This window comes from Pedobacter frigidisoli, from assembly GCF_032678525.1.
Taxonomy (GTDB): Bacteria; Bacteroidota; Bacteroidia; order Sphingobacteriales; family Sphingobacteriaceae; genus Pedobacter; species Pedobacter frigidisoli_A.
This window is the reverse complement of the sequence record NZ_JAVTSE010000002.1, coordinates 853728-879111: the sequence shown is the minus strand read 5'-3', so window position 1 is coordinate 879111 and position 25384 is coordinate 853728. Positions and strand designations below refer to the sequence as shown.

General features: G+C 40.9%; 22 protein-coding genes. 15 read left to right on the top strand and 7 right to left on the bottom strand.

Translation table 11 applies throughout. The annotated features are described in order from the left end of the window. The first annotated feature begins 86 nt into the window (after window positions 1–86). The 5 genes from R2Q80_RS08860 (at window position 87) to R2Q80_RS08840 (ending at window position 5101) form a co-directional block, all read left to right on the top strand. Complete coding sequence (locus R2Q80_RS08860; RefSeq protein ID WP_316799247.1) at window positions 87–1346, top strand: putative DNA modification/repair radical SAM protein; 1260 nt, start codon at window positions 87–89, stop codon at window positions 1344–1346. Window positions 1347–1392: 46 nt separating this feature from the next. Continuing rightward, the gene (locus R2Q80_RS08855) at window positions 1393–2157 is read left to right on the top strand and encodes a TIGR03915 family putative DNA repair protein (protein ID WP_316799246.1); all 765 of its coding nucleotides are present in this window, start codon (window positions 1393–1395) and stop codon (window positions 2155–2157) included. 33 nt (window positions 2158–2190) lie between these two features. Further along, entirely contained in the window at window positions 2191–3216 is a 1026-nt protein-coding gene (locus R2Q80_RS08850) for a sensor histidine kinase (protein WP_316799245.1), read from the top strand. A 220-nt stretch (window positions 3217–3436) separates the two neighbouring features. Next, window positions 3437–4078 (top strand): DUF47 domain-containing protein, encoded by a 642-nt coding sequence (locus R2Q80_RS08845; protein ID WP_316799244.1) that lies wholly within the window; start codon window positions 3437–3439, stop codon window positions 4076–4078. Between the two features lie 12 nt (window positions 4079–4090). Continuing rightward, complete coding sequence (locus R2Q80_RS08840; protein WP_316799243.1) at window positions 4091–5101, top strand: inorganic phosphate transporter; 1011 nt, start codon at window positions 4091–4093, stop codon at window positions 5099–5101. Window positions 5102–5182: 81 nt separating this feature from the next. Here the strand turns inward: R2Q80_RS08840 and R2Q80_RS08835 are convergent, their stop codons facing one another. Beyond that, on the bottom strand, window positions 5183–6463 hold the full coding sequence (locus R2Q80_RS08835) for an energy transducer TonB (RefSeq protein ID WP_316799242.1): 1281 nt from the start codon (window positions 6461–6463) through the stop codon (window positions 5183–5185). Further along, on the bottom strand, window positions 6456–7034 hold the full coding sequence (locus R2Q80_RS08830; protein ID WP_316799241.1) for a sigma-70 family RNA polymerase sigma factor: 579 nt from the start codon (window positions 7032–7034) through the stop codon (window positions 6456–6458). The genes R2Q80_RS08835 and R2Q80_RS08830 overlap by 8 nt, the downstream gene beginning before the upstream one ends. A 103-nt stretch (window positions 7035–7137) precedes the next feature. On the opposite strand from R2Q80_RS08830, the gene R2Q80_RS08825 reads away from it, so the two are divergent. The 10 genes from R2Q80_RS08825 to R2Q80_RS08780 all read left to right on the top strand — a co-directional run bounded on the left by R2Q80_RS08825 (window position 7138) and on the right by R2Q80_RS08780 (window position 14710). Next, window positions 7138–9048: a vWA domain-containing protein gene (locus R2Q80_RS08825; RefSeq protein ID WP_316799240.1), complete on the top strand. Its 1911-nt coding sequence runs from the start codon at window positions 7138–7140 to the stop codon at window positions 9046–9048. Continuing rightward, window positions 9035–9790, top strand: a complete 756-nt coding sequence (locus R2Q80_RS08820) for a DUF4197 domain-containing protein (protein ID WP_316799239.1) — start codon at window positions 9035–9037, stop codon at window positions 9788–9790. Before R2Q80_RS08825 ends, R2Q80_RS08820 begins: the two co-directional genes overlap by 14 nt. A gap of 21 nt (window positions 9791–9811) precedes the next feature. After that, window positions 9812–10738 (top strand): hypothetical protein, encoded by a 927-nt coding sequence (locus R2Q80_RS08815; protein WP_316799238.1) that lies wholly within the window; start codon window positions 9812–9814, stop codon window positions 10736–10738. 98 nt (window positions 10739–10836) lie between these two features. Continuing rightward, on the top strand, window positions 10837–11388 hold the full coding sequence (locus tag R2Q80_RS08810; RefSeq protein WP_316799237.1) for an RNA polymerase sigma factor: 552 nt from the start codon (window positions 10837–10839) through the stop codon (window positions 11386–11388). Window positions 11389–11399: 11 nt separating this feature from the next. Continuing rightward, the gene (locus tag R2Q80_RS08805; RefSeq protein WP_316799236.1) at window positions 11400–11744 is read left to right on the top strand and encodes an HMG-box domain-containing protein; all 345 of its coding nucleotides are present in this window, start codon (window positions 11400–11402) and stop codon (window positions 11742–11744) included. 150 nt (window positions 11745–11894) lie between these two features. Further along, complete coding sequence (locus R2Q80_RS08800; protein ID WP_316799235.1) at window positions 11895–12167, top strand: hypothetical protein; 273 nt, start codon at window positions 11895–11897, stop codon at window positions 12165–12167. A 1-nt stretch (window position 12168) separates the two neighbouring features. Then, entirely contained in the window at window positions 12169–12402 is a 234-nt protein-coding gene (locus R2Q80_RS08795) for a hypothetical protein (RefSeq protein ID WP_316799234.1), read from the top strand. Window positions 12403–12405: 3 nt separating this feature from the next. Beyond that, window positions 12406–12786 carry a hypothetical protein gene (locus R2Q80_RS08790; RefSeq protein ID WP_316799233.1) on the top strand — a complete coding sequence of 127 codons (381 nt, stop codon included), beginning with the start codon at window positions 12406–12408 and terminating at the stop codon, window positions 12784–12786. Between the two features lie 50 nt (window positions 12787–12836). After that, on the top strand, window positions 12837–13286 hold the full coding sequence (locus R2Q80_RS08785; protein WP_316799232.1) for an Hsp20/alpha crystallin family protein: 450 nt from the start codon (window positions 12837–12839) through the stop codon (window positions 13284–13286). A 191-nt stretch (window positions 13287–13477) separates the two neighbouring features. Further along, window positions 13478–14710, top strand: coding sequence for a DEAD/DEAH box helicase (locus R2Q80_RS08780; RefSeq protein WP_316799231.1), 1233 nt, complete (start codon window positions 13478–13480; stop codon window positions 14708–14710). A gap of 137 nt (window positions 14711–14847) precedes the next feature. Here the strand turns inward: R2Q80_RS08780 and R2Q80_RS08775 are convergent, their stop codons facing one another. From R2Q80_RS08775 to R2Q80_RS08755, 5 genes are all read right to left on the bottom strand, one after another. Next, the gene (locus R2Q80_RS08775; RefSeq protein ID WP_316799230.1) at window positions 14848–16041 is read right to left on the bottom strand and encodes an aminopeptidase C; all 1194 of its coding nucleotides are present in this window, start codon (window positions 16039–16041) and stop codon (window positions 14848–14850) included. Between the two features lie 104 nt (window positions 16042–16145). Beyond that, on the bottom strand, window positions 16146–17573 hold the full coding sequence (locus tag R2Q80_RS08770) for an L-serine ammonia-lyase (RefSeq protein WP_316799229.1): 1428 nt from the start codon (window positions 17571–17573) through the stop codon (window positions 16146–16148). A 74-nt stretch (window positions 17574–17647) separates the two neighbouring features. Continuing rightward, window positions 17648–18307 (bottom strand): MgtC/SapB family protein, encoded by a 660-nt coding sequence (locus R2Q80_RS08765; RefSeq protein WP_316799228.1) that lies wholly within the window; start codon window positions 18305–18307, stop codon window positions 17648–17650. Between the two features lie 24 nt (window positions 18308–18331). Then, on the bottom strand, window positions 18332–19348 hold the full coding sequence (locus R2Q80_RS08760; protein ID WP_316799227.1) for a PorP/SprF family type IX secretion system membrane protein: 1017 nt from the start codon (window positions 19346–19348) through the stop codon (window positions 18332–18334). A 2-nt stretch (window positions 19349–19350) separates the two neighbouring features. Next, window positions 19351–25299, bottom strand: a complete 5949-nt coding sequence (locus R2Q80_RS08755; RefSeq protein ID WP_316799226.1) for a PKD domain-containing protein — start codon at window positions 25297–25299, stop codon at window positions 19351–19353. Window positions 25300–25384 lie beyond the last annotated feature (85 nt).

Here is a 25384-nt window from a genome sequence, read left to right as displayed (position 1 = left end):
GGTTACTCCCCTATCGAATATCATTTAAGACAATAAAGGCTAATTTATTTAGTTTTTTAGCTATTTTTGTTAGTAAACAAAAGCTTATGCAATTCGATCGAATCCGTGAAAAACTTAATATACTTGCTGATGCTGCCAAATATGATGTTTCTTGTTCATCTAGCGGCAGCACACGCAAGAATGAAGGTAAGGGCCTTGGCAACGGCCATACCTCCGGCATTTGCCATACTTACACTGAGGATGGGCGTTGTGTTTCATTGCTTAAAATACTGCTAACTAATCACTGCATCTATGACTGCCTTTTCTGCGTATCAAGAAAAAGTAATGATGTTAAACGGGCTGCTTTTTCGGTTGATGAGGTGGTTGAGCTGACCATGAATTTCTATCGAAGAAATTATATTGAAGGGCTGTTTCTAAGCTCAGGGATTTTCAAAAATGCTGATTTCACTATGGAACGGCTGCTACTGGTTTGCAAGAAGTTACGCCTTGAACAGAATTATAATGGATATATCCATTTAAAAACAATTCCCGGAGCAAGTGACGAGCTGATTAAAGAAGCCGGGTTGTATGCTGACCGAATGAGCATTAATCTTGAAATGCCTACTGAAGCTGGGTTAAAACTTCTTGCTCCAGAGAAAAGCCACAATGATGTGATAAAACCACTCTCATTTGTACAGCAAAATATTAAACAATTTGCAGCAGATAAGAAACTGATTAAACATGTACCAAAGTTTGTTCCTGCCGGACAGAGTACGCAAATGGTCATCGGTGCAACTCCTGAAAGCGATAAGGATATTATGTATACAGCCAATTCATTTTATAAAAACTTCTCTTTGAAACGGGTTTATTATTCAGGATACGTTCCCATCAGCAATGATAGCAGAATGCCTGTTTTAGGCACCCAGCCTCCCTTACTGCGTGAAAACAGATTATATCAAACGGATTGGTTAATGCGTTTTTATGGATTCAAGGTGCAGGAAATTTTAAATGATGCTAATCCTAATCTTGATGTTGATATCGACCCGAAACTAAGCTGGGCCATCCGCAATATGCAACATTTCCCTGTGGATATTAATAAGGCTGACTATAAAATGATCCTCCGCATCCCGGGAATCGGCGTAATGTCGGCACAGAAAATTGTTCAGGCGCGTAAATTTGGAAAGCTCAGAATTGATCAGTTAAAAAAAATTGGTGTAGCCTACAATCGCGCAAAGCATTTCATTACCTGCGCAGATAGCCCTTATCAATTAAAAGATTATCAGGGAACACAAATTAAAGCGTTCATTTTAGCCGATAGTCAAAGCAAATACCTGAAAACAGACAGCAATCAACTGATCCTATTTTAAATAACACTGGTTTTTGATTTTAATAAAACCGCTACGGATAATCAGTATGACATATATCTTCGATGGCAGCTTTCCAGGTCTTTTGACAGCCGTTTTTGAGTATTTTGAGCGCAAGCCTGGAATGGTTACTTTAAAAAATGCAGAAATCTTTCAGCCTGAAGCTTTCTCACCGCACCTGACTATAATTACTGATGCAGAAAAAGCGGATCGGGTTTGGACGGGTTTGCAAAAAAAACTAAAGCGCGAATGGATTCGAAAATTTTATTGCAGTTATTTATCTGAAATTCCGGAAGCCTACCTGCATTTGTTTCAGTTTGCCATATACATTTTCAGGAATGAAACAGGGGCGGAAAACAACTATGGAAATGACCACGTTATTGCCTTATCGAAATACGCGAAAAGTGTGGAACGGGAAAAACATAGAATGGAAGCTTTTATCCGCTTTCAACATACTGCTGACGGAATATTTTATACAGGAATCGATCCTGATTTCAATGTGTTACCCTTGATTTCCAATCATTTTAAAAACCGTTATGCCGATCAACAATGGATCATTTATGATTTAAAAAGAAAATATGGCCTGCATTATAACCTTGATACGGTTGAAGAAATAACCATAGATTTCTCGCAGGGCATAAATAGCAAAAACCCAGACCCTGTGTTAATGGATGGAAAAGAAGAGTTGTTTTCAGTTTTATGGAAAGACTACTTTAAAAGTGCGAATATAGTGGCCCGGAAAAACACCAAGCTCCATATCAGGCATGTCCCTAAAAGGTATTGGAAATATTTGACCGAAAAGCAGCTGAGTTAACTTCGCATTAACATAAAACCCTTAAATTGCGCCATGAAATTGAGCGTGCTGGTTTTATTTACTGCCCTTGCTGTGTCGTTATCTATTGGCATGGTGAATTTTTACTTTCAGCATAGCTGGTATTATCTTGCCATTTCTTTCGGCGTCTCATTCCTGAGCAGTTTTCTTGTATTCTACTATCTGCTTGAAAAGTACATTTATACCAAAATTAAGCTAATTTATAAATTAATCCATAATCTGAAACTGGGGAAAGACTTGAAAGATGCTTTGGGGGAATATGTAAGCTCTGATCCTATAAACGATGTTGAACAGGAAGTAAAAGAGTGGGCCGGGGCAAAGAAAAAGGAAATAGATATGCTCAAAAAACAGGAGCAGTTTCGCCGCGAATTTCTCTCCAATGTATCACATGAATTTAAGACGCCACTTTTTGCGATACAGGGCTACATAGAAACCCTACAGGATTGCATTGAAGACGACCCTGACATGGCTATAAAATTCCTGAAGAAGGCTGAAAATAATGTGGAGCGGTTAAGCTATCTGATTAATGACCTGGATGCTATTTCGAAGCTCGAGACGGGTGAGTCTCCTATACACTATCAAAAATTTGACTTCGTGCAGTTGGCAAGGGAAGTGATGGAAAATCTCGAAGATAGGGCAAAAGATAAACACATAAAGCTATTCTTTAAAGACAAATACACTGCCCTTACGATGGTCAATGCCGACCGGGAGAAAATCCGCCAGGTATTAATTAATTTAATGGTCAACAGCATAAAATACGGAATAGAGCAAGGCGAAACCGCAATTAAAATCTTTGAGCTCCACGATCAGTTCTTAATAGAAGTTACCGATAATGGTATTGGTATTGAGGAAAAACATTTACTACGATTATTTGAGCGTTTCTACCGTATTGACAGCCACAGAGCAAGAGAGGTTGGCGGTACGGGCTTAGGTTTAGCCATTGTAAAGCACATTCTGGAAGCCCATCAACAAACCATTTCGGTCCGAAGCACACCAGGAATCGGAACAACCTTCGCATTTACATTGCAAAAAGGAGGATAGGCGATACTCAGTCCAGCCATCTTGATAAGGGTTCAGCAACTTCAGCTCGTCAATGCAGCAATTAGAAGTATAAACTGCTTTCTTATCCTTATGCATTCATTATCAAACAGCTAAAACAACCATATTATTGCGTTTATTGACTATAATCAGTTAATATAATTATGAAATTAACATTAACTTAACATTGAGCTTGTAGCTTTGCAGCATATTAAAAATTAACATGAATAATATTTTTAAGTTCTTTACCCCTCAAGACAGAAAATTCCACCCTCTTTTTGAGCAAGCCGGAAGCAACGCTTTAAAAATTGCTGACGCTCTTTTAGAAATGGTTAGCACTGCAGATGCAGAAAGCAGAAAAACTATCTTCAAAGAAATTGAACGCTTAGAACACGTTGGTGATGACATTACGCATTCTATTTTTCTTGAGTTAAGCAGGAACTTTATTACTCCTTTTGACAGGGAAGATATTCACGCTTTAGCTACTGCTGTTGATGATGTTGCGGATTACATTTATGGAACAGCAAACCGCATGCAGATGTATAATATGAGCACCATTAGTGAACCGATTGTTAAAATTGCTGAACTGCTGGTAGAAATGTGTACCGATATTGACAAAGCGATTAAAGAACTTCGCAGCTTTAAAAATATCCGCGTGATTGCTGACGCATGTATCCGTATCAACAGTGGAGAAAATCAGGCCGATTACGTATTTACACTAGCTGTTGCCCGCTTATTTGAATACGAAACCAATGCAATTGAATTAATTAAACAAAAAGAGGTTTTACAAACGATAGAAAAAGCAACAGACAAGTGCGAAGATGTAGCAAATGTTCTAGAAACTATCCTGGTTAAAAACGCTTAATAAAAAACAAACATGGTAACTACCTTACTGGTTGTTGTTGTAATTCTGGCAATAGCTTTCGATTACATTAACGGCTTTCATGATGCCGCTAACTCGATTGCAACGGTTGTTTCTACAAAAGTCCTTACGCCTTTTCAGGCTGTTTTATGGGCTGCGTTATTTAATTTTGCAGCCTATTTTTATTTTACTGATCATAAAGTAGCCAATACCGTAGCGAAAACGGTGATTGAAAGCTACATTACCCTGGAGGTAATCCTTGCCGGTTTATTAGCTGCAATTATGTGGAATTTATTAACCTGGTGGTATGGTATCCCTTCGAGTTCTTCACACACATTAATTGGAGGTTTTGCTGGTGCGGGTATGACACATGCTTTACTCACAGGCGCAAGTCCGCTTGCTGCTGTTGAGATGGGATATGTTGTGAAAATTGTATCATTCATTGTGTTAGCACCAATTATTGGTATGGTAATCTCTGTAATATTGACCTTGATCATTATTAATATTTGCCGCTACGCTAAACCGGCAACTGCTGAGAAGTGGTTCAAACGGTTGCAATTACTTTCTTCTGCTGCCTTAAGTTTCTTTCATGGTGGTAATGATGCACAAAAAGTTATGGGTATTATTGCTACGGCATTAATTGCTGCGAAGGTAATTCCAAATTTCGAAGCGATGCCTGCATGGGTTCCAATCTGTTGTTATTCTGCGATTTCGCTGGGTACCATGAGTGGTGGGTGGAAAATTGTAAAAACAATGGGATCAAAAATCACCAAAGTTACAGCACTTGAAGGTGTTGCAGCAGAAGGTGCCGGTGCAGTAACATTAGGAATTACCGAGCACTTCGGTATTCCGGTTTCTACTACGCACACCATTACCGGTTCAATTGTTGGGGTGGGGGTTGTTAAAAGCGTTTCTGCAGTTCGCTGGGGTGTAACCATCAACCTGATCTGGGCGTGGATTTTAACCATTCCGGTTTCAGCTACATTAGCTGCAATAATCTACGCAATTATCTATTTTGTGAAATAAAAGCAAAAGACATATCGAATAAAAAAGACCAAAGTGAACCTTTGGTCTTTTTTTGTTTATATCCTGCTGTATTGATATCGATTAGAATTTAATACTTAACTCTACTTCATTGGTTCCTTTTTTGGGTAATACCCAGTCTGGTCCCGCCTGAATCAAACGGCGGGCCTCGGCATCAGCTTTTTTATCAAGAGACTTAATCACTCTGATATTTGAAGGACGACCACTTTTGTTCACTTTAAAACTCAAAATAACATATTGTTCAGGACCTTTAGGATTATATAATTTGTTATTATGCTCCAGATAATCCTGATAGTTAACTGTTGATACCGGAATTGGTTTGGTAATCTCCTCAAGCAACTTCCTATCAAGATTTTGTACGGCCCGCAAGGTGATTGTTGGCGCTTTAATGTCTTCCTTCTTCCGGCCATTAGATCCGGTAATTAATGCAATTTCCTGTAGCGATTTATCCCCACTCATTGCATTTCTGATGGCATTGGGATCCTGAACACCTACTACCGGAACTTCTTTGAACCCTATTGCACTGATCAGTAAATCCTTATCTTTTGATGCACTATCAACAGGCAGTGCGAAAAAACCTTTTGAGTCAGTGGCGGTGATGCCTTTTGCGCCTAATGATTTTACAATAGCACCTTGAATGGGCTTACCATTAACTTTGTCGACTACATTACCGCTAAAGATTACCTGAGCATTCCCTGCAGCAGTTACCTGCGCCATATCGGCTTCTTTCAATGCAGTATTTTGTTCAGCTCTAGGGCTAAAAGAACGACTTTGAGCTTTGTTTAAATTTTCTTCATTCAATGGTTCCTGAGCAGCAATGGCGGCCTCCGAAGCTTTGTTAATCTGCCTTTTGTTTTTTGCCAGATAGCCGGTTTTTGCTTCAGTAATTGCTTTGTTGATGAGCGCTGTTTCGGGGGCATTATTTTTACCGGTAAGCTTATCTGGCTTAGTTACTACAACAGCATTTGTAGTATCCAGATTAACGATTACGCCATTAGCTTTCCTGGCCGCTATTTCTGCATTCTTCCTGTTGGTTTCCCGCATAAAAAACAAAATACTTACCGAAATGAAAGCAACAGTTGCCGTTGCTGCAATACTCAAACGCTGAGTGGTTATTCCCCACATTTTACGCTTGACCGGCTTTTCAGAAACCCTGTCATGAAGCTGTTTTTGTAAAATAGAAAGGCTTTGTTTACGTTTTGGTGATTGGCGTAAACCTTCAAGCGCTTCAGCCACAAAGGGATCTTCAAGGGCCTGGCGCTCAACAAAGTGCATGCCCCTGGCGTCAAGTTTACCATTCAGGTAATCTTCCAGTACATCAATATCTAACCAATCGTTATTCACCACTGTTTTTCTCTATACAAATCTTTAAATTCCGCTTACCATTCTGGATATAGCTTTTTACTTTGAGCATATCATAGCCGGTAATTTCTGCTACTTCTTTGTAGCACTTTTCCTGCAGATAAAATAAATCTACACTTTTTCGCTGTTCATCGGTCAAAGTTTCCATGCACTTTTCCATAATGGTAAGCTGAGTTTCTTTTGTGTTGTCAATATCCAGATGCACAAACTCCGTATTTTCCACAAAAGTATCGTCTATAGAAACGTTATTCTGTCTGGAAGATTTTCTTAAAGCCATTAAGCAATGGTTCCTGGTTAGTACATGAAGCCAGCTTTTAAAATTCTGGACCTCGTGGATCTTGAGCTTAGTAACCAGTTCTTCGAAAATATGCATTACAGCATCTTTGCTCAATTCCTCGTCTTTAAAATAATTGAAACAAACCCCGAAAACCAGGTGCATATATTTATTATAAAGAGTACCTAATGCATTTAAATCGCCTGTATTCTTATAGGCGGCAATAAGTTCTGCATCTTCCTGCTGGTTATTTCCAGCTGTATTCTTTATAAACTTCAAAAATTGGGTAGCTATGTTAATTATCCTTCAAGTATAAAAAATATTTTCGAGTATCGATATGGAAAAGTAAGAGTAGCTACATCATCCTTAAAACTAACCGATTATGAAAAAGCTACTTTTATGTTTAATAGCAATGATTTTACTGGCGGCCTTCTCTCCAGATAAGAAAAGAATAATTACCGGAATCGTTACTGATGGGAGCACCAGGCTGCCCAATGCCGCTATAGCAACCAACATCAGCAAAGGGGTCACTACTACAAATTCAAAGGGAGAGTTTACTATTGCAGTGTCAGATAAGGACACAGAGTTAAGGGTATCTTACATAGGCTATGTCAGTCAGCATATCAAAATCGGGCGCAATAACAAGATTTCGATTACGCTGATACCGGATTTAAAATCACTTGATGAAATTGTCGTAGTTGGGTATGGTATTCAGAAAAAGTCTATGCTCACTGCCTCAGTTGCCTCTATCAACCAGCGTCCCACTTTTGAAGGGAGGGCTGCAGGGATATCTGTAAGCAAAATGAGGATGGAAAAAATGAACATCATCGGGAGCAATGAAAGCTATTCATTGATTAATGAGAACATATTTCATAAAGCCAAGAGCGACCCGCTTTCTACATTTTCTATTGATGTAGATGCGGCCTCCTATACCAATTTAAGAAGATATGTAAATGGGGGAAGCCTCCCTCCTGCTGACGCGGTAAGGATAGAAGAAATGGTGAACTATTTTGACTACGAATATGAACAACCAAAAAACGGTGATCCGGTTAACATTCTTGCAGAGGTGGGTACTGCGCCATGGAACCCGGAACACAAGCTGGTTCAGATTGCCTTGCAGGCGAAGGTAATTCCAACTGAACATTTGCCTGCTTCGAATCTGGTTTTCCTTATCGATGTGTCAGGCTCAATGAGTGATCAAAACAAATTACCTCTGCTGGTATCCTCCTTTAAATTGCTGACCGATCAGCTCAGGGCAAAAGATAAGGTAGCGATTGTAGTATATGCGGGTAGCTCAGGAGTGGTTTTGCCAGCGACAAGCGGCGATGAGAAAATTAAGATAAAGGAAGCCCTGGATAAATTAAGCGCCGGTGGTTCAACTGCAGGAGGGCAAGGAATTGAACTTGCCTACAAATTAGCTGCAGAAAACTTTGTAAAAAACGGAAACAACAGGGTAATCCTGGCCACAGACGGTGACTTTAACGTAGGCGCCAGCAACGATGCAGATATGCAAACATTAATTGAAAAGAAAAGAGAAAGTGGTATCTTTTTAACTGTTCTTGGTTACGGGATGGGCAATTACAAAGATAGTAAAATGGAAATAATGGCTGACAAAGGAAACGGTAACTATGCTTATATCGATAATTTGAGCGAGGCCAGAAAGGTATTGATTAACGAGTTTGGCGGAACCTTGTTTACCGTTGCTAAAGACGTTAAGCTGCAGATTGAATTTAATCCTTCGAAGGTTCAATCCTACCGCCTTATCGGATATGAAAACCGTTTATTGAATAAAGAAGATTTTAACGATGATAAGAAAGATGCGGGTGAAATTGGTTCGGGTCATACGGTTACGGCACTCTATGAGGTTATTCCGGTTGGTGTTAAGGATATACTATCCGGTGCTGTTGATGATCTGAAATATCAAAAAACCATTCACTCAGGAGCTGAAAATTCAGGAGAAATGCTAACGGTCAAATTACGCTATAAAGAACCAACAGGGAATAAAAGCAAATTAATCACACGAGGCTTAAGTGATAATCCTATGGGTTTTAATGTGAGGAGTGATAACTTCAGATTTGCTGCTGCAGTTGCAGAATTCGGGATGATTTTAAGGAACTCTTCATTCAAACAAAATGCTAACTTTGAGCAGGTAATTTCTTTAGCTGAAAACGCAAAAGGAAAAGATAAAGAAGGTTACCGTTCAGAATTTTTAAGTTTGGTAAAATCAGCCAAACTAATGGCAAAAGATTTGCTGAGCGTAAAAGATAAACCCACTATGAATGAAAAAAATTAATATTCTATCTGCATCCCTGGCATTAATATTATTTACAAACCTGAATGTATCTGCCCAGATTAAATTAGGGGATATTTTTAAAAAAGTAACTGAAAAAACCACCACCAGCAGTGCAACTGGCACGCCCACTACATTAGAGATTGGACAGGGAATTAAAGAAGCCTTGCAAATCGGCGTTTCGGCAGGTGCTGATCGTTTATCAGTAAAAGATGGTTTTCTGGGGAACCTTGCAGTGAAAATCTTAATGCCTCCTGAAGCTCAGAAGGTGGAAAAAACCCTTCGTAGTATTGGGTTTAATTCACTTTGTGATAATGTAATTACCAGTTTGAACCGTGCTGCTGAAGATGCGGCTAAAGAAGCAAAACCCATTTTTGTTTCCGCAATCAAGCAGATGACTTTGACTGATGCTACAAATATCCTTTTAGGTAACAAAGATGCGGCAACTGAATATTTTAAAAGAGTAACTACAGCAGACCTGACTCAAAAATTCAGTCCGATTGTAACCAACAGTTTAAGTAAAGTAAATGCGACAAAATATTACAGCGACCTCACGACTCAATATAATAAAATACCCTTAGTGAAACCAGTGAATACGAATTTAACGGCTTACGTAACACAGAAAGCAATTGACGGCTTATTCATTGAAGTAGCCAAAGAAGAACTTAAAATAAGAGATAATTTGAGTTCCCGAAGCTCAACACTCCTACAAAAAGTATTCGGTTACGCTGATAAAAAGAAATAGGTTATTCACAAGAGCCCTGTCATGAAGAAAATCATCTTTATTGTTTCAGCATTGAGTATTTCACTTGCAGTTGGTATTAGTTCATGCAATAATAAAAGTAACGAAAACAGTACGCCCGTTCTGGATACGGTTTCTCTTAGCGGAAAGAACTTTGCACTAGCCTATCAGGATGGCAACAAAATTGTGGCCACCAGCATTGACACCATGAAACAGATTTCATTTGGTGGCGCAACTCATCCGGCCATTTCTCCTGACGGAAATAAACTGGCTTATACCGTTACCGATAGTGCAGGTAATAAAAGTATCTGGGTTGCAGATCTGGAGAACAAGAGTCAGCAACAACTACATGCAGACAGCCAACAGTTTGACCAGGCTTCGTGGTCGCCTGATGGGCAAACCATTGCCTACCAGATACAGACTAAAAACGGATGGAAAATCGGAGCAACACGAATTGATAATACGCATAACATTATTCTGGATGAACACTCTAGAACCGGATATTTTGGAGCGACCTGGAAAAACGATAAAGAAATAATCGCTCAAGATTTAACTAATCTGTATAGCTATGATGTATCCGGAAAAGAATTATCCAAACAGTTGATTTCTGGCTTGATCGGTAAACAACTTACGGTAGCGGCTGGGAATCTTTTCTTCTATTCCAGCGAGGGCGAACATATCATTTTCAGCGCCGACAATAATGAGATACTGCCGGGATCGGAGAAAACTGGTGCCGCTATTTATATTCTTGACCTTAAAAGCAAAGCGGTAAGAAGAATCTCTCCGCAAAATACCGACGCCCCTGATCTTTTTGTTACCGGTGACGACCGTATCTTTTTCAGTGGATCGAAAAAACATTCTGAAAGCACCAAAATCTATATTTCTGACTTAAAAGGCAATATTAAGGTGCTTGTAGACAAAGGGACATATCCAACAGCAGCCCTAAAGTAAGTTCAGCTACCATTGCCAATAAGGCCATTAAAAAAATCGTAAATAATTTAAAGTAATATTGGCTTTCATCCGTTTACTGGTGTATCTAACAGAATGTAGTGCCTACAAACGAATCCCAAAATATAATCTCCACTGTTGCCAGTTATGGTAAACGCTTATTTAGTTTCATCCGGGGAAGGGTGAATACAGATGAGGATGCGGAAGATATTTTACAGGATGTTTGGTATCAACTGAGTAACCAGCCTGAAGCTGGTGCGATTGAACAGATTGGTGGCTGGCTGTATCGTGTAGCCAGAAACAAAATCACTGACCGCTATCGCAAACAAAAAGATGTTCTGATTGAAGATCTTAGCTATGAAGATGAGGATGGTGAAATTAACTTCAGGGAAATTTTACTGGCCGAATCTTACTCACCAGAAGAAGAAAGTTTAAAAAAATTATTCTGGGACCAGCTTTTCCTCGCACTGGAAGAACTTCCTGAAAACCAACGCTATATTTTTGTTCAAAATGAACTGGAGGACAGGACATTTCAGGAGATCGCTGATGAAACAGGTGAAAATATTAAAACATTAATTTCAAGAAAGGGCTATGCAGTTAAGCACTTGCGTAGTCGTTTACAAAATTTATATCAGGAATTTATAAACTATTAATTTAGGAAGATATGATAAACAGAAAGTTTAGTAAAGTGCAAAAAGTGATTTGCTTTTTACCTGTTGTAGCATTAATTGCAGCAGCTCTGGGCTACATCGTTATGTTTCTTTGGAACGCCATATTACCTGAAGTAGTACACGCGGGCAGGTTGAACTTTTGGCAGGCACTAGGCCTGTTGGTACTCTGCAGATTACTGTTTGGGAACTTTAAAAAGGTTGGAGATAACAGCCGCTTCAAACAGCGTGCAATGGCCATGCGATCGAAATGGCACAACATGAACGAGGAAGAACGCGCTAAATTCAAAGAAGAATATAAACGAAGATGTGGTGGCGGATGGGGACACCGCAACAAATAATAATACGGGCCAGCTTTTAAGCTGGCTTTTTTATGCCGTGGAGCTAATAACTCTTGCTTATAGATGTGTAACGCAGGTAAAAACATTTTACTTTTTTTAAAGTAAAAATTCAGTTCCTCCGTCTACCCTATTAAATAACAGGATATCAACATGAAACAAATATTAAAATCAATAGGATTCGGAATTATACTTGGTGCAATTGCATTCTTTATACCATTTATATTCAAATTTATTTTTGCCCTGATCATCATAGGGTTTGTATTTAAAATGTTCTTCAGGGGACGAAATCATCGCAGATTTGAACAGCACTATGAAAACTTTAGCTCGCAATATGCTCCGGTTGTTCCAATAGATAACCAATGGTATAAGCCTGTAATCAGCGAAAACGGATACATCCAAAACATTAACATAAACTACCAGTAATATGAAAGCTTTCAGAATAATATTAGCATTAGTTGTGGCTGGAGCTACATTTTACAGCTTAAATGTACTGGCTATGCAGTATGGTTATCGCGACAGACTGGATTTTAAAAACAGACATTATCACGAATATGACTGTAAGGATGAACATTATCAGAATCACGTCCATAACCATCATGTAAGAAAAGTAACAGATAGCAATGTGGTGCGCGTTGCTAGTTCAATCAAAATAAGATAAATTATGTCGCAGATTTTACTACTCAGCAGCCCTTCTCAGGATGATGTAAATCCAATTCTCCACTTAGCCAGTGAATTGATTAATCTTGGAGAACAGGTGACCTTTTTCAGTTCGGATGAATTCAAACGGCCTATTGAAGATATTGGAGCTGAATTTAAACCTTACAGCAAGGAGCTGGACGCATTTAACAAAAATGCTGAAGAAAAACCTACATCTGGATTGATTACAGCGCTTTTGGAACCGATGAAGTTCATCGATGATATTGCCGTACAAATAAGAGGATTGAAATTTGACTATGCCATATTTTCACCTGATTATCCATATGCCAGCATCATCACGAGGTTACTCGGAATTCCGAGATTGCAATACAGCAACTCTAATTAGTCATATTGAGTAAATCCATAAATTAAATTTTACAATAACAAAGAATAAAAATGTACAACGAACATACATGCCATTCAGGCAAAATACACAGTGGCTGGAGACAAAGAGGGAAATTTGGTCACCACCATGGGGAAAAATTCACACGTAACTTTGAAGGGTTCTTCAGGGAAGGATTCAGACGTGTACCGGCAAATATTGAAGAAACAAACGAAAATTTCATCATCTATTTATTTGCACCTGCATTGATTAAAGAATATTTAAAGGTAAATACAAAGGATGATGTATTAACCATTGCCTATTCGCCGAAAGAAACTGAGGAAACTATAGGAAAGTTTACCAGAAGAGAATACAGCAACGGAAGCTTCCAACGGGCTTTTTCCTTAAATGGAAAAGTTATTACCGACGCGATTGCTGCTGATTATACAGATGGCATTTTAAAAATTACCCTTCCAAAAAACCCCGAAACAAACATTCCTGCGAAAGATATCGCAGTAAACTAAGTTTCGTCTATTATAATTTCAGCAGCCCTGATTGTAAGCAATCGGGGCTTTTTCATTTTAAAAGGGCTATTAAGGGAAGTGATTTTACCAGAACTTCCCTTTCAGGATCTTTTAACAGACTGATATTTAAATCGCGCTTGCTATTGGCCATATTTTAAGGTACTTTTGCTGAAATAGATAAAGATAACAGTTTGAATTTTAACGACTTTAATTTTAACCCCGACTTATACGAAGGCCTTATGGCAATGGGGTATAAAAGCGCTACTCCTATACAAGAACAAGCTATTCCTGTAATTTTAGAAAACCACGACCTGATTGCTTGTGCGCAGACGGGAACTGGAAAAACGGCCAGCTACCTTCTTCCTGTAATGGATAAGATTAGCCGTGCGGCCGAGCGACATAACAATACCTTAATACTGGCACCTACAAGAGAGCTGGCTCAGCAGATCGACTTACAGGTTGAAGCCCTAGCGTACTTTACCAACATCAGCTCATTAGCGGTTTATGGTGGTGGGGACGGTATAGCCTACGAGCAGCAGAAACGTTCTATGCGTGAAGGTGTTGATATCATTATTGCTACGCCCGGGCGTCTTATGGCACACCTTTCATCAGGAGCCTTGAAGCTGGAGCATCTGCAGCATTTGATTCTGGATGAAGCTGACCGCATGCTGGACATGGGGTTTTATGATGATATTATGCGTATTGTTAGCTATTTGCCGAAGAAGAGACAAACGTTGCTGTTTTCGGCTACTATGGCTCCGAAGATCAGAAAAATGGCAGGCAGTATTTTACATGAGCCGCAGCAAATTACCATTTCAATTGCCAAACCGGCTGAAGGAATTGATCAGCAGGCATATAACATCCATGACCAGCAAAAACAAGCTTTACTGAGTGATATCTTTAAAGACGGCACATATAAAAGTGCGATCATTTTTGCCTCTACGAAAGAGAAGGTTAAAGCACTTTACAAAACTTTTAAAGGACTAACAATCAAAGCTGAAGCTTTTCATTCAGACCTTGGACAGAAAGAACGTGAGGATATTTTGCTGGCCTTTAAAAACAAAAGGCTGCCGATCATCATTGGAACCGATGTGCTCTCCCGCGGTATTGATGTAGAGGGAGTTGATCTGGTTATCAATTACGATGTTCCCGGCGACCCTGCAGATTATGTACATAGAATTGGCAGGACAGCGAGAGCTGCGACAAAAGGGACGGCTATTACGCTTGTAAATGGCCGTGATAAGCGTAAGTTCGACAATATTGAGAAGCTGATTGAAAAAGAAGTACCACGAATGCCTTTACCGGATCATATTGCTACAATGGAAATCAGCCACGTTGAAGAGAAAAGGCCGCAACATCAAAAGAATAACGGAAAGAAAAAGGTGTGGTTTAAAAAGAAAGCCAAACCAAGTAATCCAAGCTAAAAGTATTTAAACGCCGATCAAAATTGATTGGCGTTTTTGTTAGGCCTCTAATCTGGGGCGATATCAATCCAGTGTTACGGAGCCAGAACAAGAAAGCCACGGGCTAAACCTGTGGCTCACGAACTTGTTCATTTGTGTTATAATCCTAATTTCTTAGCAATTGCGGAAGGTATACCAGCCTTGTTCAATAAGAATGCAGTGGTTTTATATTTAACATAATTTTTAGTTACGTATAAATATCCTTTATAATCGTTGGTAACCCCCCAAGAATTTTTAACGATATAATATTCTTTACCGTTCTGATCTTTGGCAAGTCCAACAATGTGCATACCATGATCATCAGTAGTTTGATAGTTATCAAAAGCAGCCTGACGGTTTTCCTGTGTAATTTCCATTTCAGGTTGCGGGCCATTAAACATTTCCGCTTTCTGTTTAACTGTCATGTCGTTGAACGGTGTTTGAGGTACGAAAGCGACGCCGTTTTTATAGCTGAAGGATTTTTCACTTACGTCTGTTGCCCAGGCAACAGTATATCCGTTTTTCAACGCATGATCAATAATGTCTGTAATCTCATTTACCTTAACGTTATATACCTGATCGAAAGACCAGTTGTCTGGAACCAGCAGCGTGAACTTGCTATAGAATGGGTGATCATTGAAAGAAGACAACTCAACATAGCTATCGGGATTGACACCCACCACTTCCTTCGCAAAAGTTTTAGGGGTATATTTCTTACCATTGTAAGTAAAGTTTTCCGGTACTGCACCTAGGTAGGCATCAATTACTCCGGAATAGGCTTTTAACCAGTTTGGTGTAAGATCGCCATTAGAGTTTTTAACAACGGCTTCTAAAACACCTTTTTCAATATCGCCCAGCTCAGCTGTTTTGTTGGTTTTTGTACCATAATTCAGGCCTGTATAAACTTCTTGCGGGACTGCGCCGTATTTTCTGTACATGTTAATTACATCATGTAATGCTCCGCCATCGCCTAATGAAACTGCACCATGCATGCGAACATAATTGATTCCTTTCTCTACATACGCATTACGGGCAGAGAACAATTGTGATAGCTGAACCGGCTGTTTTCCGGCCTTCATCATTTCTGATTCCAGGAATGAGTTAGTGGAGTAACTCCAGCAAGTACCTGAAGAACCTTGATTTTGAACAGGGGTACTGGTTAAATTAATGACGTCAGTAAATTTAAAAGCTTCTTTGCTGTTTTCACTTTGGTTGTTTTTTAAAGAATTAACCAGATTGTCTTGGCCATAAGTTACCATGGTTGATAACGATAGAGCCAAACCAATCACACTTAGTTTGGTGTAGTTGATCATTTTTTTTTGAATAATTTTATAATCGGCGAATGTAGAAGTTGTTGCTGATTTGAGTTCAGAAAGTTTGTAATAAATCGATAACAAAGGTCATGGTACTGCAACAACTAGCATTCAGGCAAACTTATCGGTATGTTGGTTGCCAAACCACCATCAGAGGTTTCCTTGTATTTAGCATTCATATCCAGGGCCGTTTCCCACATGGTATTCACTACAGCATCCAGGCTGACTTTCGCTTTATCGGGGTTGCTTTGTAGTGCCAGCTGGCTTGCTGTAATGGCCTTAATGGCGCCCATTGTATTTCTTTCGATGCAGGGAATCTGAACAAGCCCCCCAATAGGGTCGCAAGTCAAACCTAAGTGATGTTCCATGGCGATTTCTGCAGCCATTAGTACCTGCCGCTGAGAGCCGCCCAGACATTCTGTTAATGCTGCCGCCGCCATTGCAGAAGAAACTCCTATCTCTGCCTGGCAACCACCCATTGCGGCTGATATGGTAGCGCCCTTTTTGAAAATGCTACCAATTTCGGAAGCACAGGCAATGAATTGTATAATTTTATCTTCAGAATAGCCGTCACAAAATGCAATGAAATATTGCAGAACAGCCGGAATAACTCCCGCAGCGCCATTTGTAGGGGCAGTAACTACACGGCCAAAAGAAGCATTTTCTTCATTTACGGCCAGTGCAAAACAGCTTACCCAATCTAAAATATAGTTGAATCCATTACCACCTTTTCTAATTGCCTCGATCCATGAATTGTAATCATGGTATTCCGTTTTGCCGATCAGGCGCTTATTCAGTGCAAAAGCCCTACGGGCAACATCCAGGCCTCCAGGTAAGAAACCGGTGGTATGGCAGCCTCTGTAGATGCAGTCGCGCATCACAGCAAAATGTTGTAAAATACCGGCTTTGGTAACTGATTCAGCTCTCCATGCCAGTTCATTTTCCATCACGATTTCACTCACCTTCAGGCCGGTAGATAAACACCAGTGCAGGAGCTCTTTTGCTTTTTCTACCGGGAAAGGTAAATCAACCTGAGGCTTTAAGCTATTATCTTCACCTTCTTTAACTACAAAGCCACCTCCGATAGAGTAATATGTTTCTGAAAAAGCCTTCCCAGTATTTAAAAAAGCCTGTATCGTAACGGCGTTAGGATGAAAAGGCAAACTTTCTGCAAATAGAAAAAGTAAGTCCTGATTATAGTCGAAATTGATCTCACGGTGTCCTGCAAGATTGAGTTTCTGGTCGTTTTGAATGGCAAGAAAAGTCGGGGTTACCGCATCTACATCAAAAGTCACCGGGTCGGCACCCGTTAAACCTAACAGCACAGCTACATCCGTCCCGTGCCCTTTACCCGTTTTGGCCAGGGAACCGTAAAGCAATATTTTTATCGTTTCAACACTATCTATTAATTCTTGACTGGTAAGTGAATCCGTGAACTGTTGTGCAGCTCTCCACGGTCCCAGGGTATGAGAACTTGACGGGCCAATGCCTATTTTAAAAATATCGAAAACGGAGATTTGTTCCTTAATCATGAAGTTAGTTAGTTATGCAAAGCTATGATTTGTTTTCCAAGATCATAAACAATATTTTATGCACCTGAAACCTCTTAGAAATCAAATTCAAGAATATCATTGTCCTTTAGCATTTGCTCTACGAACTTCTTATGGTTTTTTGGGGTTCCGGTAGCAATCCAGTTTCCTGTAATGACATTATTGACCAGGGAATGCTTGCCCCGGTTAGGTTTAAGTTTGTTTTCTCTGAATACATCCTCATAACTTTCCAGATCGCCATGGGCATGCTGTTTTTTAACTATTCTATATACACGTTTGGTAAAGCGGCGGTCGCCGATTTCCTCTAAAAAGGGAAAGATGATCAAAGCCAAAAGAACAACTCCGGTGACGCCTATTGCCTGTTCGTAATATCCAGAGCCGATAGCCATCCCTATTGCAGCTACAATCCAGATAATACAGGCTGTTGTTAGGCCCTTTACTCTGTTCTCTTCTTTAAATATTACTCCTGCCCCCAAAAAGCCTATACCTGTGACAATATTCGAAGCTATACGATCCTGACTTGTAGGCCCTATTTTAATAGATAAGATTGTAAATAATGTTGCGCCTAAGCCAATCATCATCATGGTTTTTAAACCTGCAGATTTGCTTCTGTATTCCCTTTCAGCGCCAATTATACCACACAGAAGCGTAGCCAGCAAAAATTTGTTGACTTCGCTTTGAGTAATAAAATGGCTATTATCTAAAATATTGTTCATTGCCCTTATTTAATGAATGGCAAATTAATAAAAATCATAACACCTTAAACCGTTTGCCCTACCGCCGCTGGAACTATTTTTATAATATTTTTCATACCCTACTCCGATTTCAGAGGTTCCGCCAGTATTACTGTAATTGATTTTGGATGTGGTGGCATCATGGCTAATGCCCAACCTGAATTTTTCACCATTGGTTCTGCGATTGAAAATATCGAAGATTACAGAAAAGACTATGGCATCATTCCCATTTGCATTTCCATCATTTCTATACCAGATTCCGGCATTAATGCTTGCATATTTATATTGCAACCCGGCACTATATGAGCTTACATTTTGCTGTTTATAAGCCACGATAGATGGAATCAGGTAACTCCCATCACGATCATACTGATCGGGTATAAGCGTTAGCTTGTAGCTTAGGTTTCCAGAGATCCGAACAGGGAGCTTTGCCTGAAAGCCAGAAATTGATTCATCAGGTCGGTTTAAATGGTGCGCTGCCAGTCCCATCATAAATTTCCCGAATACCAGGTTTGTGCCTGCATTCGCATCTAAATAAAAACGACTATCGATACTGGGCCTTTCTGCTCCGGAAATACTGCCGGGTAAATATCCTGACCCGATGTCAATCTGATCACCAAAGACCAGTTTATCCCAATTCAGCTTCTGATTGGTGATTCCCGCCTGTAATCCAAAAGATAGGGTGAAGTCGTCGCCATCTATAATGTAAGAATAGCTGGCTGCAATATTATTTTTAACGAGGTAAGCTGTTCCTTCGCTACTCCGGTTAAATATCAGCCCTACTCCACTGTTAATGCTGTGGAGATTCAAATCTCCCGACGCACTCATGTAGGCATAGTCGCTCGCTAAACCGCTCCATTGGTTTCGATATAAGGCATTGAATCGCATATCGCCTTCAAACTGACCAGTTAATGCTGGGTTTAAATAGATCGGCGCATTATAAAACTGCGAAAAAATATGGTCTTGCCCTAAGGTAATTAGTGGCACTGCTATCAGCACTAAAAGTAATCTCACCCTCCTCATCGTCATCTGATTAAATATATTACACCTGTTTTTCGTGGCGGAGATGAATCGAGTGTCATCCCTTTCCAGTCGCTCCCATTTATGAACTTCACTTCTATCTTCCAGTAATAAACACCCTGCGGCTGCTCTTGTCCATTGTAAGTGCCATCCCAACCTTCCAAAGGTGCTCCGTCATCTAGCTTTGTTGTTTCCCATAATAGCTGACCCCATTTATTAAATACCGACATTGTCCATGATGCAATTCCCCTACCCTTAGCTTTAAATGTTCGGATTTCATTTTTAGCGCTTGCGGGCATAAAGGAATTCGGAACACTTAAATTTCCGGGAACGCCTATAATCCTAACCGATTGGGTAGTGGCTGATGAGCAACCCTCGTTGTTTAAAGTTTTCAGCGTAACGGTATATGTACCATTTTCAGCATAAGTGTGATTTGGATTTTGGAGCGTAGAAGACGCGCCATCGCCAAAAGTCCATTCCCAGCTAATAGCATTCATACTAACATCTTTAAAACCGAAGGTATAATTCGGAATAGACAACTCATTTCCGGGACTAACAGTGAATGCAGCAACGGGAGGAGAAACAATGCTGATGAAATTGTATATTGTAGTGGTGTTGGTACAGCCAAGTGTATTGGTGGTGGTTAGCTTAACCGTATAGTTTACGCCCGTTCCGGCATAAGTGTGTTCGGGTTCAAATTGTGTTGATGGTGTTGAACCGTCTCCGAAATCCCACAGGTAACCGACAGCTCCAACACTGGTATTTTTAAACTTGACTAACAAGTTAGTACAGCCACTGGTTCTGTCAGCAGAAAAGCTCGCAGTTGGTTGTGCCCTGACGGTTACCGTCTCAGTAGTGGTGTTTTTGGAACAATCGTTTTCTGCATCCAGCCTGATCGTGTATCTTCCGGGTTTAGTAAAGGTATAGGGATACACGCCAGCCGCGGTTGAGAATGCTGTATTCACCTCACCTGTATCTTCATTGGTGAAAGTATAAACAAAGTTGCTGGCGCCGCTGGTATTATTGACAAAGTTTACGGTATGTGGCGCACAACCAATCTTCTCATTACCATTTACGACCAGTTCGGGCACAATGTTATTCGGAGAAACCCTGATGGTATTAGCTGTGGTTTGTTCCCCACAATCATTCTTCGCCGTCATCCTCACCACAAAATCCTTTACAACAAGTGTTTGGAAGGTATGCGAAACTGTTCTTCTGTCGTTAAAAGTTTCGGGGTTAGTGCCATCTCCAAAATCATAGGTATAGGTTGTGCCTGTACTTTCAGGACCAGTATTGCTAAAATTCACGAGCAGAGCCGAACACCCTGTAGTTTTATCAGGAGAAAATCGTGAAACAGGACTAGCTTTGACCATCACCGTTGAAGTGAAAGTAGATGGTCCGCAAGGTGTTGTAGCGGTTAGTGTTACTGTATAGGTAATGTCTTTACCTGTAGGATCGGGCTGAAAAGTTACTGCGGGTGGTTGTGGAGCAGTTGAGGTAGTACCATTGCCGAAATTCCAGGCGAAGGTTGCGTCGGTTGAAGAAGTTGAGGTATTGGTAAAAGTAATGTTCAATGGTCCGCAGCCTTGTGTAGCACTCTGGGTAAAAGAAGGTAGCACATCCTGGTAGGTAGAAAAGGTATGTGATGTTTCAGCAGTGCTACAGCCGAGGCTACTGGTAACAACCAGTTTGATTACGACAGTTCTATTTGGATCATTTATCGTGTAGCCAGGAAATAGGGCCTGATCCCCAATCTGTACGTTATCGGCATACCAGGTATAGGTGGCATTACGATCGGGATATAAGGTTGCTGCGACATTATTAGTACTAAGTTGGAAGGGCGCACAGGCTTTATCGGTTAAATAGGTTATTTCTGCCTTTGCAGGGGGATTCACCGTAAGTTTTACCTGGTTGCTTGTGGTGCCGGAACATGATCCACTGGAAACATTCCGTCTGTAATAGATTGTGGAAATGGGTACGGGAGGTGTATAGTTTATTGTTGTTGCGCCCAATACATCACTCCAGGAAACCGCATCTAAGCTAGACTGCCATTGATAGTTATATGTTCCATTACCACCTGAAGGCGTAGAACCTGTCAATACTGCTGCGGCACTTCCCTGGCATATTTGCTGGTCTGCGCTAATGGTATTGTTGCTTAAGGTTGGAAGTACATTAACCTGTACACTGTTGCTGACTGAAGTACAAATGGTACTGTTAACAAGCCGCCTGTAATAGGCAGAAAGGGAGGCACCTATCGTCAGGTCTTTACCAGTGGCAGATGTTATATTTACCCAGGTATTCCCATCAGCACTACTTTGCCACTGGTAAGTAAAACTGCCTGCCCCGCCAGTGGGGACGTCGCCCAATATACTTACACTTTGCCCTGCACAAACCGGTGAAGAAGAAACAGAAATATTATTGGTAACTGGTGAAAAATAAGTTATCGTTATTTCAGATGAGGATGGTGGACACCCGGCGAATCCATTAATAGTCCACCGGAAGGTATAAGTACTACCAGGCGTTAAACCTGTTACGGTAGTATTATACAAGGTTGGATCGGTAATGACAACACCAGTTTGTCCTGTTGTAAGGGTCCATATACCAGCATTTGGCGCCGGGTTGTTCCCATTCAAGGTAATTCCATTGCCGCTACACAGGGATTGGTTTGGACCCGCATTGGAGACTACCGTACCTGGATTCACGGTTATTGTTGTTGCGGTTGATGCGGCTTCGATACATGCACCACTCTGAACGATTGCCCGGTACTGAGTGGTCACAGTTAAACCAGCATATATCAGTGGATTTGCGGTTGAAGTAATCGTTGACCAGGTAAGTCCATTATCGATTGACCTTTCCCAACGGATAATATCTCCAACCTGTCCCGCGAGCGTAATGCTTCCGCCATTGCTACCCGAGCAAACCGTCGCATCACCAGATGTACTCCCCCCTATACTTAATGGGTTTACCGTTATTTGCACATCATCTGATGCTGTAGCGCAGGATGCATCACTAATAGTCCATTTAAAAATATAGCTGTTTCCGGGCTGCAAACCTGATACTACAGTGTTGGGCTGGGTATCATTGGCAAAATTCACCGTGTTTGATGCAGATACTACTGACCACTTACCCGAACCAACTATGGGCGTATTGCCTTTTAAGGTGTATGTGCTTGCATTGCAAACTGACTCATCCGGCCCGGCAGCAGGTAATGTTGTACGCGGCTGGACGGTTATGGTTACAGAAACCGGGTTTCCTGGACATCCGGCAGAAGAAAAAGGAGTAAAAACATACGTAACGGTGCCGGTTGTTGTACTTGAGTTAAGCAGAATATCATTTACAGTATTCACGGATGCTAGACTGGCCATCTGACTGTTTCCTGTGATCAATCCTGTAACAGTACTGGTGTAGCTATAATTGACTGCACTGATATTCGATGCTAAAGTAATTGCCGAAGAAGTATTGTCGCATATGGTTAATGCCGCAGGAGTGGCTGTCATTACCGGATTGGGGCTTACTGTAACGACGAAAGTAAAGGGCGTACCCTGGCATCCCTCCTTTTCGGGCACTATGCTGTAGGTTACTGTTGCATTGTTTACAGGATCTGAATTGGTGAGTACATCATTAATCGCACCGCTTCCCGAAGGTGAGTAGCCCGAAGCTGCAGAAGTTCCGTTGGCGGTCCAGTTATAGGTAACCCCTGCTACGGCAGACGAGGGGGTGTACGAAACGTTTGTGCCGGTACAAATATTCTTAGATGGCGCACTATTCAGGCTGATGTTTTCCTTTATCCTCAAAATCACATCATCATTTATTTCATTGCAGGGGGCACCAAGTGCTGTAGTTGCCCGAAGCTGCAAGGTTACTAACCCGCTTGCCTTCTCTGCAGCGGTTGGCGTGTAGACCGCGTTTAGTGTATTGCGGTTGGGCGAAAATGTACCTGCGCCGCCTATCCAGGTTTGACTATTAACTGATCCTGTAATACTTGCATTTAGTGTAAAAGCGGTTTCATTAAAACATATACTTTGATCAGAACCTGCATTGACTACCGGAGCAGTGGTAAATGTGAGTTTCTGAGTGCTTGTAGCAGTTCCGCAGTTATTTTTGTGTACGATAGTTACGGTATAGCTATCGTAATTGTCAAATTTGATAGAGGGATATTTCGAGTTTGCCGTTGTGCCGCCTGTAAAACTAAAGGTTCCACCCGCAGCTGCACTTACGGTCCAGGTATACGTATCGGCCTGGTCTTGCGAAGTACCCGATATTGTTGTCTTAGTTGGACCGGTTGTGGTGTTGTTAAAATCATATGTAGCCAGGTTACACAGCGTAAAATCGGGAGATAAAGTTGCAACTGGCGAAGCATTTACCACTACTGTTTGAGGTGCGGTAGTCACTATACCGCAGGAAGGCGTGGTAATGCTTAGCGTGATGGTATAAACACCGGCATTGGCAAAGCTAAACTCCGGTTCTTTACTTGCGGCGTTCGTTCCATTCACATAAGTTACGGCAGGCGAGACATTCCAGGTATACACATTAGCTGCTTCACAAATGTTATCCAGCACGGATAGATCGGCTGTTTTTAAGATAGAATTACTACATATGGTATTTGAAGGCAAACTAAACGCAGGTTTTGGCGGGTCCTGAATACAGATTTCCATTTCTACAGGGTCTGCCGGACATGCCCCGGAGCTGGTAGATTCCAGACGGATGATATGCTTTCCATGTGTAGGAAACTTATAAACAAGACTGTAAGACAGCGGTTTATTCACCGCTACGGCTACACCATCAACAAACCAGTTGTAAGTTACCGTATTGGGTTTACATTCCGGAGTATTTGTATTTGGGTCCTCTCCTAAAACCGATGTATTGGCAAAAGTTATATCGGCATTTGTGCAACCAGGCGAATTAAATGTAAAAGCATTAATGGGTTTTACAACGACTTTGGCAGAAGACGATATTGGTGTACCGATAGTTCCGCAAAAGGAATTCGAGAGGTTGATGGTAACCGGAAAGGCATTATAAATTGTACCGGCACTTGTTGTGGAAACACTTCCGCAAGAGGATCGGATGTAAGAGTGGCTTACAGTTCCACCATTTTTTTTAATCTCACATAGCGAATATACAGAAGTGGTTTGGTCACCCCAGGTAATGGTATAACTATCACCGGGGAAATTGTATTGTATCCCTGCCGGTGAAGAGATGTCTACATTGAAAGTGAGCATTCCCAGTGGCAAGCAAACCACATTATTACCTGAAGTTCCAAATGCGGTAACGATTTTATTGTTGACCAGTAAGTAAGCCTTGGTACCCACCGTTCCGTTGGGCATTATGGCCTTCACAAAAATGGTATAATGTGCGTACTGCGCTGTAAAAGATTGTATAGGTGTGGAAAAGTTGATGTTTGTGGGACTTCCTCCATTGAGTTCGTCAGTTATGGTTGCGGTAACATTACTGTTCGAAGTAGATTCATTGCTGAGGAAAAACTGATTATTGTCCCTGCTGATACAGGTACCAAAGGTTTCTGTATTATTTGAATTTAAATAATTGGAGCTGACCTTGGCCTCAATAGCTGAACCTGCCTTCACTTCGAAACCGGCAGAGCCATTACTAACAGATGTGGGGTTAGTGGTTTTGACCCTTACTTTATAGCCGGTACCAGGCACTGTACCTGCGGGGATGATACCATTAACATAGGTACTATAAAAACCACTGTAACTTCCTATTAGAGTTTCGGATGCGAAGCTTCCATTCTGATCGGAAAGGTATAACTGAAACTGGTTGCCTGGATTAATGCAGTTTGTACCTACATTGAATGGAACAGCAATTGTACTACCAGGAGTATACGGACCACCATCAACGGTACCAATCGTTACCTGGGCAAAAGTTTTAGATGTGAAAAAAACTGCCCCTAAAAAAAGGGCAAATAAAAGCCAATTCCTCTTACAACGAATCTTCATAAATCTCTAACACTAGGGAATGATTTTATTGCGTTTTTAAAGCGATGTTTTGTTGTGGTCAAGCTTTAATTATAGTACTTACTTA